This is a genomic window from Streptomyces sp. NPDC017936 (assembly GCF_044328485.1).
In the GTDB taxonomy this organism is placed as follows: domain Bacteria; phylum Actinomycetota; class Actinomycetes; order Streptomycetales; family Streptomycetaceae; genus Streptomyces.
On the sequence record NZ_JBIRHK010000012.1, the window covers coordinates 197,388 to 210,976 of the forward strand.

General features: G+C 68.9%; 8 protein-coding genes. 6 read left to right on the plus strand and 2 right to left on the minus strand.

The annotated features are described in order from the left end of the window. Positions 1-62: 62 nt before the first annotated feature. On the minus strand, positions 63-2,747 hold the full coding sequence (locus tag ACH4F6_RS25130) for a transglycosylase domain-containing protein (protein ID WP_397962560.1): 2,685 nt from the start codon (positions 2,745-2,747) through the stop codon (positions 63-65). A gap of 385 nt (positions 2,748-3,132) precedes the next feature. On the opposite strand from ACH4F6_RS25130, the gene ACH4F6_RS25135 reads away from it, so the two are divergent. From ACH4F6_RS25135 to ACH4F6_RS25150, 4 genes are all read left to right on the plus strand, one after another. Continuing rightward, positions 3,133-3,816 carry a helix-turn-helix transcriptional regulator gene (locus ACH4F6_RS25135; protein ID WP_397962561.1) on the plus strand — a complete coding sequence of 228 codons (684 nt, stop codon included), beginning with the start codon at positions 3,133-3,135 and terminating at the stop codon, positions 3,814-3,816. A gap of 44 nt (positions 3,817-3,860) precedes the next feature. Next, positions 3,861-4,943: an inositol-3-phosphate synthase gene (locus tag ACH4F6_RS25140; protein ID WP_397962562.1), complete on the plus strand. Its 1,083-nt coding sequence runs from the start codon at positions 3,861-3,863 to the stop codon at positions 4,941-4,943. A gap of 87 nt (positions 4,944-5,030) precedes the next feature. Beyond that, positions 5,031-6,293: an MFS transporter gene (locus ACH4F6_RS25145; protein ID WP_397962563.1), complete on the plus strand. Its 1,263-nt coding sequence runs from the start codon at positions 5,031-5,033 to the stop codon at positions 6,291-6,293. A gap of 122 nt (positions 6,294-6,415) precedes the next feature. After that, a complete protein-coding gene (locus ACH4F6_RS25150; RefSeq protein WP_397962564.1) occupies positions 6,416-6,907 on the plus strand; it encodes a hypothetical protein in 492 nt (163 codons plus the stop codon). 99 nt (positions 6,908-7,006) lie between these two features. Here ACH4F6_RS25150 and ACH4F6_RS25155 read toward each other — a convergent pair whose 3' ends face one another. After that, the gene (locus ACH4F6_RS25155; protein WP_397962565.1) at positions 7,007-8,449 is read right to left on the minus strand and encodes a CCA tRNA nucleotidyltransferase; all 1,443 of its coding nucleotides are present in this window, start codon (positions 8,447-8,449) and stop codon (positions 7,007-7,009) included. Between the two features lie 258 nt (positions 8,450-8,707). Between ACH4F6_RS25155 and ACH4F6_RS25160 the strand changes: the two genes are divergently transcribed. Continuing rightward, entirely contained in the window at positions 8,708-11,092 is a 2,385-nt protein-coding gene (locus ACH4F6_RS25160; RefSeq protein WP_397962566.1) for a DUF6049 family protein, read from the plus strand. 44 nt (positions 11,093-11,136) lie between these two features. Further along, a complete protein-coding gene (gene murJ, locus ACH4F6_RS25165; RefSeq protein WP_397962567.1) occupies positions 11,137-13,422 on the plus strand; it encodes a murein biosynthesis integral membrane protein MurJ in 2,286 nt (761 codons plus the stop codon). The last annotated feature ends 167 nt before the right edge of the window (positions 13,423-13,589 follow it).

Below are 13,589 nucleotides of genomic sequence, written 5' to 3' on the forward strand. Positions count from 1 at the left end.
CTCGTTTCACGTGAAACATGCGGATGTTTCACGTGAAACGCCCGCTCGGGGCGATGACACCGTTAACCGGTCGATCCTCCGAAGAGGCCGCCGCTCTGATTGCCTCTCGTGGTGTCCTCCGACTCCGAGGGGGACGGTGACGGACTCGTCTCGTCGCTGCCCCCGTTGCCGCCGCCGTTGTTCCCGCCGCCCGAGGTTTCCTCGCAGCCGAAGAACCTGTTGCACGTCTCGCTCGGGGAGGGCGAGGGTTCGGTCTCCGTCTCGCTGGGAGTCGGGGAGGGCGACGGGCTCTCCTCCTCGGTCTCGGTGACCGAGGGGCTGGGAGACGGCTCCGGGTCCTTGTTGAGGACCTCACCGATGGGCTCGGGCTCGGGGAACCTCTTCACCGGAAGGCCTTCCATGGCCTCGTCCATGTAGTCGTGCCAGATCTCCGCCGGGAACGAGGCACCGTGGATCTTCTCCTGGCCGCCCGTGCCGAACATCTCCAGGAACGTGCGGTTCTTCTGGGTCTCGTCGTCGGGGTACCGGAACATGGTGATCGCCGTCGACAGCTGCGGGGTGTAGCCGACGAACCAGGCCGACTTGTTGCCGTCGGTGGTACCGGTCTTGCCGGCCACGTCCCGCCCGTCCAGCTGGGCGGCGGTACCCGTGCCCTCCTCGACCACGGTCTTGAGGATGTCCGTGACGTTGTCGGCGACCTTCGAGGTGAACGCCTCCTTCGTCGCCGTCTTGTGCGTGTAGAGCACGCCTTCCTTGCCCGTGACCTTCTCGACGGAGAAGGGGTCCCGCTGCTTGCCGCTGGCCGCGAAGGTGGCGTAGGCGCCCGCCATGCGGATCGCGCTCGGGTCGGAGATGCCGATGGAGAACGACGGGAAGGTGGTGCCGGCGAGGGTGCTCTCCTTGATGCCGGCGTTGACCGCGGCCTCCTTGACCTTGTCCAGGCCTACGTCCATGCCGAGCTGCACGAACGCGGAGTTCACCGACTCACGCATCGCCTCACGCAGGTCGATCTTGTAGTTGGGCGCGGAGCCGTAGGAGACCTGGCCGTCGTTGGTCTGCAGCCACTCCTCGCCCTTCTCGTTCTTCCAGACCGTCCCGTCGTAGTTCTTGATCTTGAGCTTGTTCTTTCCGCTGAACAGGCTCTTGGGGGAGACGATGGTGCGCTCGTCCTGCGCCTGCGAGGAACCCAGGTCGGGGTCGCGGACGCCCCAGCTCATCGCGGCGGCGAGAACGAACGGCTTGAACGTCGAACCCACCTGGGCACCGGTCTGGTCGGCGTTGTTGGTGAAGTGCTTGGTCGCGTCCGCACCGCCGTAGATGGCCTCGATGGCGCCGGTGGCCGGGTTCACCGACGCCCCGCCGAACTGGACGTGGGTGTCCGTCTCCGGACGCTTCTCCGGCTTGATGTTGGCCTTGTAGACCTTGGTGACGGCCTCCGTGAGCTGGTCGACCTTCTTCTTGTCGAAGGTCGTGTAGATCGAGTAGCCGCCCTGCTGCAGCTTTTCCTGGGTGATCCCCGTTTCCTTGCTGTGGGTGACCACGTAACTGTTGGCGAGGTCGACGAGGTAGCCGACCTGCCCGCTCAGCTGGGTGTTGGAACGCGGGTTCTGCCAGTTGGGGAGCTTGGTGTACTTGGCCCGCACGTCGGGGCTCAGGTGCCCGTACTCGACCATCTTGTCGAGCGTGTCCTGCATCTGGACCAGCGCGCGCTTGGTGTTGGCATCCGATGTCGCGGAGGTGTCGATGGACACCGCGCCCGCCGGGTCGTAGTACGTCGCGCCCTTGAGCATGGCGGCCAGGAAGGCGCACTCGCCCTCGTTGAGCTTGATGGCGTCCTTGTTGAAGTACGCGCGGGCGGCGGCCTGGATCCCGTAGGCGTTGCGCCCGTAGTACGCGGAGTTCAGGTAGCCGGCCATGATCTCGTCCTTGTCGACCGTGGCGCCCACCTTGATCGAGACGAAGATCTCCTTGAACTTCCGGGAGATCGTCTGCGACTGGTCGTTCAGCATGGCGTTCTTGACGTACTGCTGGGTGATGGTCGAGCCACCCTGCGTCTGTCCACCACGGGCCATGTTGAACACGGCGCGCGCGATGCCCTTGGGGTCGATGCCGCTGTCGTCGTAGAAGGTCTTGTTCTCCTGGGAGATCACGGCCCAGCGCATCGCCTCGGGGATCTGCGAGAGGTCGATGATCTGGCGGTTCGTCTCACCACCGGTGGCAACCATCTGGCTGCCGTCCTTCCAGTAGTAGACGTTGTTCTCCGCCGTCGCCGTCTCGTCGACCTTCGGGACCGCGACCATGGCGTACCCGATGCCCGCCACGGCGACCAGACAGCCGACGAAGCCGACGAACAGGCCGGCGACGAGTTTCCAGGACGGCGTCCAGCGGCGCCAGCCGTCCTTGTCGGCACGCGGGTAGTCGATCAGCCGCTTCCTGTCGGGCGCGACACGCCCTCTGCCCCGGCCGGGAGGGCCACTGGGGACGCCACGGCGGCCCCCTGCGGGTTCTGCCCCTCCGCGCCGGCCACCCGTGCTCCTCTGTCCCGCGCGGCGGGTCTCGGCACGGCCGCCGTACGACCGCGCCTCGCCTCCCGGCCCGTGGAGCCCCGACCCGTACGAGTCGGAAGGAGACCCTGTGGCGCCTCGCGGTGCCGCACGGCGGCCGGAGGACGAGCCGGACTGGCCGCGTCGGGCCGCGGCACGTCCGCCTTCCTGCGGCTGCGGCGGTTTGCGACGGTGCTCGCTCATCGAACGATTACTCCTCGGGCAGGCGCATCCGTGCGCGCCTGGAAACGGCGGCTGGTTTCCTGTCCCCCCGAAGTACGGATGCGGTCGGTTGCGTATTCACCCGTACGGCACCGGGGACCTCGACGCCCCCCGACGTCACGCGAGTCCCGGTGGTCTGCATGGCGCACAGACTACGCACCGTCAAAACCCCCCTGGTCCCGAAGTTCCCATCAAAGCGGACAACTTGCCCGTGACGAATCGGCGATGTGACCCCGTTCACCATCCTCCCTCTTGTCGCACCCGGAAGGCCGTTCTATCGTCGTGATGTATCGAGTCGATACATCAGCGCGAGATAAAGCGGTCAGGACGCCCGTCATGACGGGTCGAGGCAGAGGGGAGGCGATGGATGAGCCGGCGTTCCGGCATCCTCGAGTTCGCCGTGCTCGGCCTGCTCCGCGAGTCCCCGATGCACGGCTATGAGCTGCGCAAACGACTCAACACGTCGCTGGGAGTGTTCCGTGCGTTCAGCTACGGCACGCTCTACCCCTGCCTCAAGACGCTGGTCACCAACGGTTGGTTGATCGAGGAAGCGAGCAACAGCCCGGAGGACGCCCTCACCGCTCCCCTCACGGGCCGCCGCGCCAAGATCGTCTACCGGCTGACGGCGGAAGGTAAGGAGCACTTCGAGGAGCTGCTCTCGCAGACGGGGCCCGACGCGTACGAGGACGAGCACTTCGCCGCTCGCTTCGCCTTCTTCGGGCAGACCTCGCGTGATGTGCGCATGCGCGTCCTGGAGGGCCGGCGCAGCCGGCTGGAGGAGCGCCTGGAGAAGATGCGCGCCTCCCTCGCACGCACCCGGGAGCGCCTCGACGACTACACGCTTGAGCTCCAGCGCCACGGGATGGAGTCCGTGGAGCGCGAAGTGCGCTGGCTGAACGAGCTCATCGAGAGCGAGCGGGCCGGACGGGATCTGAGGGGTTCCGCGTCCGGGGGGTCCGCTCAGCAGGACACCACATCTGGAGCGACGGGCGGCCTGCCCCGTTCCGGGGGCACCCCCGGGACGGATACGCCCGACGACACCGCCACGTGAGCGCCCAGTCAGGGCCTCACTCGTACACACAGGGAGCAACCGGAATGGGTTCGGTTCGCGTAGCCATCGTCGGCGTGGGCAACTGCGCCGCATCGCTGGTGCAGGGCGTGGAGTACTACAAGGACGCCGACCCGGCGTCCAAGGTGCCGGGCCTGATGCACGTGCAGTTCGGCGACTACCACGTCCGTGACGTCGAGTTCGTCGCCGCGTTCGACGTGGACGCGAAGAAGGTCGGCCTCGACCTCGCGGACGCCATCGGCGCGTCCGAGAACAACACCATCAAGATCTGCGACGTGCCCACCACCGGTGTCACGGTCCAGCGCGGCCACACCCTCGACGGCCTCGGTAAGTACTACCGCCAGACCATCGAGGAGTCCGCCGAGGAGCCGGTCGACGTCGTCCAGGTCCTCAAGGACAAGCAGGTCGACGTCCTCGTCTGCTACCTGCCCGTCGGCTCCGAGGACGCGGCGAAGTACTACGCCCAGTGCGCCATCGACGCCAAGGTCGCCTTCGTCAACGCCCTCCCGGTCTTCATCGCCGGCACCAAGGAGTGGGCGGACAAGTTCACCGAGGCGGGCGTCCCGATCGTCGGTGACGACATCAAGTCGCAGGTCGGCGCCACCATCACGCACCGCGTCATGGCCAAGCTGTTCGAGGACCGCGGTGTCATCCTGGACCGCACGATGCAGCTGAACGTCGGCGGCAACATGGACTTCAAGAACATGCTCGAGCGCGAGCGCCTGGAGTCCAAGAAGATCTCCAAGACGCAGGCCGTCACCTCCCAGATCCCCGACCGGGACCTCGGCGAGAAGAACGTCCACATCGGCCCGTCCGACTACGTCGCCTGGCTGGACGACCGCAAGTGGGCCTACGTCCGCCTCGAGGGCCGTGCCTTCGGTGACGTCCCGCTGAACCTGGAGTACAAGCTCGAGGTCTGGGACTCCCCGAACTCCGCGGGTGTCATCATCGACGCCCTGCGCGCCGCGAAGATCGCCAAGGACCGCGGCATCGGCGGCCCGATCCTGTCGGCCTCGAGCTACTTCATGAAGTCCCCGCCGGTCCAGTACTTCGACGACCAGGCCCGCGAGAACGTCGAGAAGTTCATCCAGGGTGAGGTCGAGCGCTAAAGCTCATCGAGTCGCTCCTGCCAGGGCCGCAGAAGGCTCCCGGACCATGTGGTCCGGGAGCCTTCTGCGTATGTGAGGCTGTGCCCCATGGCCGTCCACCGCGATCTGCGCGTCCTGCTGCGCTTCGGCGACTTCCGGCGCCTGCTCGCCGTACGGCTGCTCTCCCAGTCCGCCGACGGCGTCTACCAGGTCGCGCTCGCCACGTACGTCGTCTTCTCTCCGGAGAGGCAGACCTCGGCCGCCGCGATCGCCTCCGCGATGGCGGTCCTGCTGCTTCCCTACTCCCTGGTCGGCCCCTTCGCCGGCGTTCTGCTGGACCGCTGGCGCCGCCGTCAGGTCTTCCTCTACGGCAACCTGCTGCGCGCCGCACTGGCCTCGGTGACCGCCGTGCTGATGGTCAGTCACGTCCCCGGCTGGCTCTTCTACGCCTCGGCGCTGTGCGTCACCGCCGTCAACCGCTTCGTCCTCGCGGGCCTGTCCGCCGCTCTCCCGCGTGTGGTCGACGCCCAGCGCCTGGTGATGGCCAACTCCCTCTCCCCGACCGCCGGCACCCTGGCCGCGACGGCGGGGGGCGGCCTCGCCTTCGTCGTCCGGCTGGCGGCCGCGGACTCCGACGCGGCCGTCGTGCTGCTGGGAGCGGCGCTGTACCTGTGCGGGGCGCTCGCATCGCTGCGCATGGCGCGGGAGCTCCTGGGCCCCGACCGCGCGTTGGTCCAGCCCCGGCTCATGACGGCGATCGCCGGTACCGCCCGCGACCTGGTGGCGGGCATCCGGCACCTCGCCGAGCCGGCCCGCCGGGAGGCCGCCTGGGCGCTCGGCGCGATGACCCTGATGCGGTTCTGCTACGGCGCCCTGCTGGTCATGCTGCTGATGCTGTGCCGGTACACCCTGACCTCCGACACCGACGACGGCCTCGCGCTGCTGGGAGTCGCCCTGGGCATCTCCGGCGCCGGTTTCTTCGCGGCGGCCGTCGTGACGCCGGGGGCCGTGGGGCGACTCGGGGCGGGCCGCTGGATCGTCGTGTGCGCGGGGGCCGCCGCGATCCTGGAGCCCGCCCTCGGTCTTCCGTTCGCCACGGCTCCTCTGCTGGTCGCGACGTTCGTCCTGGGCCTGACCACCCAGGGCGCCAAGATCGCCACGGACACGATCGTCCAGTCCGCGGTCGACGACGGTTTCCGCGGCCGGATCTTCTCGCTCTACGACGTGCTCTTCAACGTCGCCTTCGTCGGAGCGGCGGCGGTCGCGGCCCTGATGCTGCCGCCGAACGGCCGCTCGGCGGTGCTGGTGATAACAGTCGCCGTTATCTACGGACTGGTAGCGGTGGGTATGGCCCGTTTTGATCGCCGATAAGTGTCACATCAGTGACACAGAGCCCGTCCTGGCTACTGGCTTGTCAGTGGGGACCGATAACTTACGTGGGTCTTATGCGCTCCTTGCGCACGCACTCACCCATGTTCTAGGGGGACCCCCAAGTGACCACTCCGCCGCCCCAGGGCCAGAACCCGTTCGCCCAGAACCAGCCTCAGGCCCCGTACCCGCCCCAGGGCGGCTACCCCCAGCAGCCCGGTCAGCCGGGGCTCCCCCCGCAGGGTGCCGCTCCCTACGCGCCGGTGCCGCCACAGCCCCGCCGCAAGGTCAGCTTTAAGACGATCAAGAACGTCGTCCTCGTCGTCGCCGCCATCGGCGTGATCGCCGGTGGCTACATAGCCAGCCAGGACGACGCCAACACGGCGAAGGTCGGCGACTGCATGCACCGCGGCAGCAGCGACGACAACAACCCGGACCTCGAGGTCGTCGACTGCGGCGACTCGAAGGCCCAGTACGTGGTGCTCGCCAAGATCGAGGGCAACTACACGGCCCTCACGGCCGAGAGCAAGTGCGAGGAGAAGGCCAAGGACTTCCAGTACTCCTACACCGAGAGCGGCGACGGAAGCGACTTCCTGCTCTGCCTGAAGGACAAGTAAGGCAGCAGACGCCAAGAGGGCGATGTTTCACGTGAAACATCGCCCTCTTCGCATCCCTGCGGGTCATGTTTCACGTGAAACATGACCCGGCTTCCCGGTTCAGCTCTGCCCGGCCCACCACTCCTTCAAGGCCGCCACCGCCTCGTCGTGCTCCATCGGCCCGTTTTCCAGCCGAAGCTCCAGCAGATACTTGTACGCCTTCCCGACGACGGGGCCCGGGCCGGTGCCCAGGATCTCCATGATCTGGTTGCCGTCGAGGTCGGGCCGGATCGCGTCCAGCTCCTCCTGCTCCTTGAGCTGGGCGATGCGCTCCTCCAGCCCGTCGTAGGTCCGCGAGAGCGCGGCCGCCTTGCGTTTGTTGCGCGTGGTGCAGTCCGAGCGGGTCAGCTTGTGCAGACGCTCCAGCAGCGGGCCCGCGTCCCGCACGTAGCGACGGACGGCGGAGTCGGTCCACTCGCCGGCGCCGTACCCGTGGAAGCGGAGGTGGAGTTCGACCAGGCGCGAGACGTCCTTGACGAGTTCGTTGGAGTACTTCAGGGCCGTCATACGCTTCTTGGTCATCTTCGCGCCGACCACCTCGTGGTGGTGGAACGAGACTCTGCCGTCCTTCTCGAAGCGGCGGGTGCGCGGCTTGCCGATGTCGTGCAGCAGTGCGGCCAGGCGGAGTGTCAGGTCGGGGCCGCTCTCCTCCAGTGCGATCGCCTGCTCCAGAACGATCAGCGTGTGGTCGTAGACGTCCTTGTGCCGGTGGTGTTCGTCCCTCTCCAGCCGCAGGGCGGGCAACTCCGGCAGAACGTGGTCGGCGAGCCCGGTGTCCACCAGCAGCGCCAGCCCCTTGCGGGGGTGCGCGGACAGGATCAGCTTGTTCAGCTCGTCCCGGGTTCGCTCGGCGGACACGATCTCCAGGCGGCCGGCCATCTCCGTCATCGCCGTGACGACCTCGGGGGCGACCTCGAAGTCGAGCTGGGCGGCGAAGCGGGCGGCGCGCATCATGCGCAGCGGGTCGTCGGAGAAGGACTCCTCGGGCGTGCCCGGGGTGCGCAGCACCCGGGCCGCGAGGTCGTCGAGGCCGCCGTGCGGGTCGATGAACTCCTTCTCCGGAAGCGCCACGGCCATCGCGTTGACGGTGAAGTCACGTCGGACGAGGTCCTGTTCGATGGAGTCGCCGTAGGACACCTCGGGCTTGCGGGAGGTCCGGTCGTAGGCCTCCGACCGATAGGTGGTGACCTCGATCTGGTAGCCGTCCTTCTGCACGCCCACGGTGCCGAAGGCGATCCCGACCTCCCAGACGGCGTCCGCCCACGGCCGGACGATCTTCAGCACGTCCTCGGGACGCGCGTCCGTCGTGAAGTCCAGGTCGTTGCCGAGCCGGCCGAGCAGCGCGTCCCGTACCGAGCCACCGACCAGGGCGAGTGAGAACCCAGCTTCCTGGAAACGGCGGGCGAGGTCGTCGGCGACAGGGGCGACCCGCAGCAGTTCACTCACCGCGCGGTGCTGCACCTGGCTCAGGACACTGAGGTTGTCTTCGTTGGCGTTCGGCACAACAGAAGAGGGTACGTGCCGCGGCGGGCCAGGCGCCCCGATCAAGGAGTGCGGACACCTCCTCCGACAGCCGCCCAAGATCAGCACTTGTGACGTACGCGGGTGCGTCCCTTCATACGTGAACATAGAGGACGGCACGGCCGTCTTCGCCGATCTTGCGAAGCAGACCGTGGCACTTACCTTCAGCGCTCCTCGTTACCATGCGTGGACGCACTTTCCGACGACCACCACTGACGACGACGAGGGACGGACGAACGCGTGGCCGAGGCTGCAGACTTCCCGGGGACTCCCTCACCTGCCCGCCGGTGGCTGCGGCGCACCGGAGCACTGCTCGCGGGGGCGCCTCTGCTGGCCGGCCTGCTCCAGCTGCCCGCCTCCCCGGCACACGCCGAGGGTCAGGCGTCGGTCAGGGAAGCCTCCGACGCGGGCACCGTGGCCGTCGCCGTCGACACGCTCACCCCCAGCGCCCCCAGCGACGGGGACACGCTCACCGTGTCCGGCACGGTCACCAACAACGGCAAGCAAGCGGTCACGGACGCCCAGGTGGACCTGCGGGTGGGTTCCGCGCTGACGACCCGCTCGGCGATCGAGTCCGCCACCAGGAAGGCCGACGACCTCTCGGCCCCCGCCGGTGAGGAAGTGGGCGGCAAGTACGTCGCCAAGTTCGCCAAGCTCACGCCGGGCGTCGCGCAGCCCTTCAGCATCGCCGTACCGGTCGACGCGCTCGACCTCGGGGACGACGGGGTCTACCCCCTGGGCGTCTCGCTCTCGGGCGAGACCGCGGCGAAGCCGTGGGCGCGGCTGCTGGGCATCCAGCGGACGTTCCTGCCGTGGCAGCCCGACAAGGCGGACACCACGACGAGGACGACCGTGCTGTGGCCGCTGATGTCCACCGTCCACATGACGGCCGAGACCGGTTCCAACAAGCAGCAGACGCCGATCTTCCTGAACGACGACCTCGCCGAGGAGATCTCACCCGGCGGCCGTCTCGACCAGCTCGTGAGCCTGGGCAAGGCCCTCGACGTCACCTGGGTGATCGACCCGGACCTGCTGGCTTCCGTCGACGCCATGACCGGCACCTACGACCTCCGCGGCGAGGGCACCACCACCACGGCCGGCACGCATCAGGCGGTGGCCAAGCAGTGGCTCGCCCACCTGCAGGAGGCGGTGCGGGGCAAGGAGGTCGTCGCCCTGCCCTTCGCTGATCCGGACCTGGCCTCCCTCGCTCACAACGGCACCGGTGCCACCGGCTCGCTGAGCCAGCTCAAGGCGGCCACCGACGTCGCCGCCGTCACGGTGGAGACGGTGCTCCACGTCACTCCCAGCACCGACTTCGCCTGGCCTGTGGAGGGGGCCGTCGACCCCTCGATCGTCAAGATCGCCACTTCCGCCGGCGCCGACAAGGTGATCGCGCGCAGTGACAGCCTGCGGGAGACGGGCAGCCTGTCGTACACGCCCTCCGCGGCCCGGCCGATCGGGGGTGGCACCACGGCGGTGGTCGCGGACGCGCGGCTGTCGACGGTGTTCCAGGGCGACCTGGCGAGGGCCTCCGTGTCCACGCTCGCGGTACAGGAGTTCCTCGCGCAGAGCCTGGCGCTGAACCTGCAGACGGACAAGCAGCGCACCGTCGTCGTCGCACCGCAGCGGATGCCGACCGCGAGCCAGGCCCAGGTGATGGCGAGGGCGGTCACCGCTCTCCAGGACGGCACCTGGTCGCAGCCCCAGCAGCTCACCGCGGCCGCCGCGGCCAAGCCCGACGCCGGTGCCACCACGAAGGTGCCGGCGCGATCGAAGTACCTCTCCTCGCTGCGCAACCGGGAACTGTCCCGGTCGGCTTTCGAGGAGATCGCGACCACCCAGGCCAAGCTCGACAACTTCAAGGTCATCCTCACCGACGAATCCCGGGCGGCGACCCCCTTCGGCCGGGCCGTCAACCGTGAGATGTCCACGTCGTGGCGGGGCCGGAGCACGGCGGCGAGTTCCTTCCGCCAAGGCGTGCAGAACTACCTCGACACCCTGACCGACCAGGTCAAGCTGATCCAGAAGTCGGATACCAAGCTCTCCGGACGCAGCGCCACGATCCCGGTCACCGTGCAGAACAACCTCGTGCAGGGCGTCGAGCACCTGAGGCTGCGGCTCACCTCGACCAATCCGACCCGTCTCGAGATCGGTGGCAACGCCTCTTTCGAGCAGCCCATCGCGGTGTCGGGCGGGCACAGCACGACGGTGAAGTTCACCACGTCCGCCAACGTCAACGGTCAGACGTCGGTGGTCGCCCAGCTCTACACGGAGGACGGCCGGCCGTACGGGGCCCCGGTCACCTTCGATGTGAAGGTCACGGAGATCACGGCCACCGTGATGCTGGTCATCGGCGGCGGCGTCCTGCTGCTGGTGCTGGCAGGCTTCCGCATGTACACCCAGCGCAAGCGCGCCGCGGCCCGCGAGGCCGAGGACGACACCCGCGACGAGGCGGACGAGACGCCGGACACCCCTGCCACGGCGCAGGAGCCGAAGGACCGTCTCCCCGAGGAATCCGGTGTCCGGTCCGGGGCGGACGAGCCGGTGCAGCCGAGTGACGGGGCGCCGGACACCGCGGTGGAAAGGGTCGACCCTTCCGGCACGGGTGAGAGAGTGGACCGTTGAGGATGTCGTGGCCGGTGGGCCCGGGACGATGAGGTGGGGTAACCATGAACGCGCCGTACGACGGTGACCGCGGCCAGGCCGCGGGCAGCTCGGGCTACCCCGAGGGCCCGCCGCCCGAGCACGGCCAGGTGCCGCCGCAGCACCCCGCGGACATGTACCTCCAGGACGCCTACGACCAGGACCCCTACCGGGCCCAGGACCTCACCGCGCAGGACCCGGTCACCGAGGCGCTCTACGACCGTGCCGCCCACCCCCCGCCGCCCCCGGGCACGCACCAGCCTCAGCAGCCGCTGTACGCACCGCCGCAGCAGTCGCCGTACGCCCCCGACCCGCGCATGTGGGCCCAGACGCCGGCGCCCGAGCCGGACGGCCCGACCCAGTACCTGCCGTACGGCGACGATCCCCGCACGACCCAGTTCGTCGGCGTCGACGACCTCGTCACGCACTCCGGGGAGGAGCGCCACGAGCCGGACGCCTTCGCGCATCTCTTCCGGGACCAGCAACAGGGCGGCGTCCGGCCCTCCTCCGAGCCCCCGGCGGTCCCGAATCCGGTGGCCTCCCCGGGCGGGCCGGGAGCGGTGGCGTCGTACCAGGCCTCCTCGGCGTCCCTCACCGACCAGACCATGGACCTGGGCGCCCGACCGGCGGCCGCCCCGGCGGCGGAGCCGGCACCGGCTGCCGCCACGGTCGCCAAGAAGGGCGGGCGGGCCTCGGGCCTGCTGAAGTCCAGCGCCGTGATGGCGGCGGGCACGATGGTCTCGCGCCTCACCGGCTTCATCCGCTCCGCGCTGATCGTCTCGGCGCTGGGCGTCGGTCTGCTCGGTGACACCTTCCAGGTCGCCTACCAGCTTCCGACGATGATCTACATCCTGACCGTCGGCGGCGGCCTCAACTCCGTCTTCGTCCCCCAGCTCGTCCGCGCCATGAAGGAGGACGAGGACGGCGGCGAGGCGTACGCGAACCGTCTGCTGACCCTGGTCGTCGTGGCGCTCGGCGTGCTCACGCTCGCCTCGGTCGCCGCGGCCCCCGTCCTGATCCGTCTCCTGTCCGACCCGGTCGCCAGCGACCCGGCCGCCAACGAGGTCGGCATCACCTTCGTCCGCTACTTCCTGCCCTCGATCTTCTTCATGGGGATCCACGTCGTGATGGGGCAGATCCTCAACGCGCGCGGCAGGTTCGGCGCGATGATGTGGACACCGGTCCTGAACAACATCGTCATCATCGTGACGCTGGGCATGTTCATCTGGGTCTACGGCACCGCCGCCGACTCCGGCATGAAGGTCACGTCCATCCCGCCGGAGGGCCAGCGGCTCCTGGGCGTGGGCATCCTGCTCGGCCTGGTCGTCCAGGCCCTGGCGATGATCCCGTACCTGCGGGAGACCGGCTTCCGGCTGCGGCTGCGGTTCGACTGGAAGGGCCACGGCCTCGGCAAGGCCGTCACGCTCGCCAAGTGGACCTTCCTGTTCGTCCTCGCCAACCAGGCGGGCGCGATCGTCGTCTCCCAGCTGTCCACCGCGGCCGGCAAGGACTCGCCCGTCGACGGTACCGGCTTCGCCGCCTACGCCAACGCCCAGCTGATCTGGGGCCTGCCGCAGGCCATCATCACGGTCTCCCTGATGGCCGCCCTGCTGCCGCGTCTCTCCCGCTCGGCGGCCGAGGAGGACGCCGGCGCGGTCCGGGACGACATCTCCCAGGGACTGCGCACCACGGCCGTCGCGATCGTCCCGATCGCCTTCGGCTTCCTCGCGCTCGGCATCCCGATGTGCACTCTGATCTTCGGTTCGTCCGGCACCAGCGAGGCCACCAACATGGGTTTCATGCTGATGGCCTTCGGCCTCGGCCTGATCCCCTACTCCGTGCAGTACGTGGTGCTGCGCGCCTTCTACGCGTACGAGGACACCCGCACCCCCTTCTACAACACCGTCATCGTGGCCGCGGTCAACGCCGGCGCCTCGGCGGTCTGCTACTTCGTGCTCGACCCCCGCTGGGCCGTGATCGGCATGGCCGCCTCCTACGGCCTGGCCTACGCGATCGGCGTCGGCGTCGCCTGGAGCCGGCTGCGCAAGCGGCTCGGTGGCGACCTCGACGGCTCCCGCGTCCTGCGGACCTACGCGCGCCTGTGCATCGCCTCCGTGCCGGCCGCCCTGCTCAGTGGCGCCGCCTGCTACGGCATCGGTCACAGCCTGGGCCAGGGCGTCCTCGGCTCCCTCGCCGCGCTGCTGGCCGGCGGGGCGGTGCTGCTCGGCATCTTCTTCGTCGCCGCCCGCCGCATGCGCATCGAGGAGCTCAACTCGCTCGTCGGCATGGTCCGTGGACGCCTGGGCCGCTAGGGCCCGTCCGGCGGATCGGGGCGGAGGAAAGGATCAGCACCTGTGAACGAGCACGAGCGGGATCCGGTACGTACAGATGCAGTGCGGGGGAGGACGTCGATGCCGAGCGCCGGCAGCCGACGACGACTCCGCCGAGGTGCGTGCCGGACCCTGCGTCCCCGGTATGA

What these genes read in the sequence shown, in the direction of transcription:
- ACH4F6_RS25140 (WP_397962562.1), top strand. Translation starts at nt 3,861, where the DNA reads ATGGGTTCGGTTCGCGTAGCCATCGTCGGCGTGGGCAACTGCGCCGCA.
- ACH4F6_RS25130 (WP_397962560.1), bottom strand. Translation starts at nt 2,747, where the DNA reads ATGAGCGAGCACCGTCGCAAACCGCCGCAGCCGCAGGAAGGCGGACGT.
- murJ (WP_397962567.1), top strand. Translation starts at nt 11,137, where the DNA reads ATGAACGCGCCGTACGACGGTGACCGCGGCCAGGCCGCGGGCAGCTCG.
- ACH4F6_RS25135 (WP_397962561.1), top strand. Translation starts at nt 3,133, where the DNA reads ATGAGCCGGCGTTCCGGCATCCTCGAGTTCGCCGTGCTCGGCCTGCTC.
- ACH4F6_RS25145 (WP_397962563.1), top strand. Translation starts at nt 5,031, where the DNA reads ATGGCCGTCCACCGCGATCTGCGCGTCCTGCTGCGCTTCGGCGACTTC.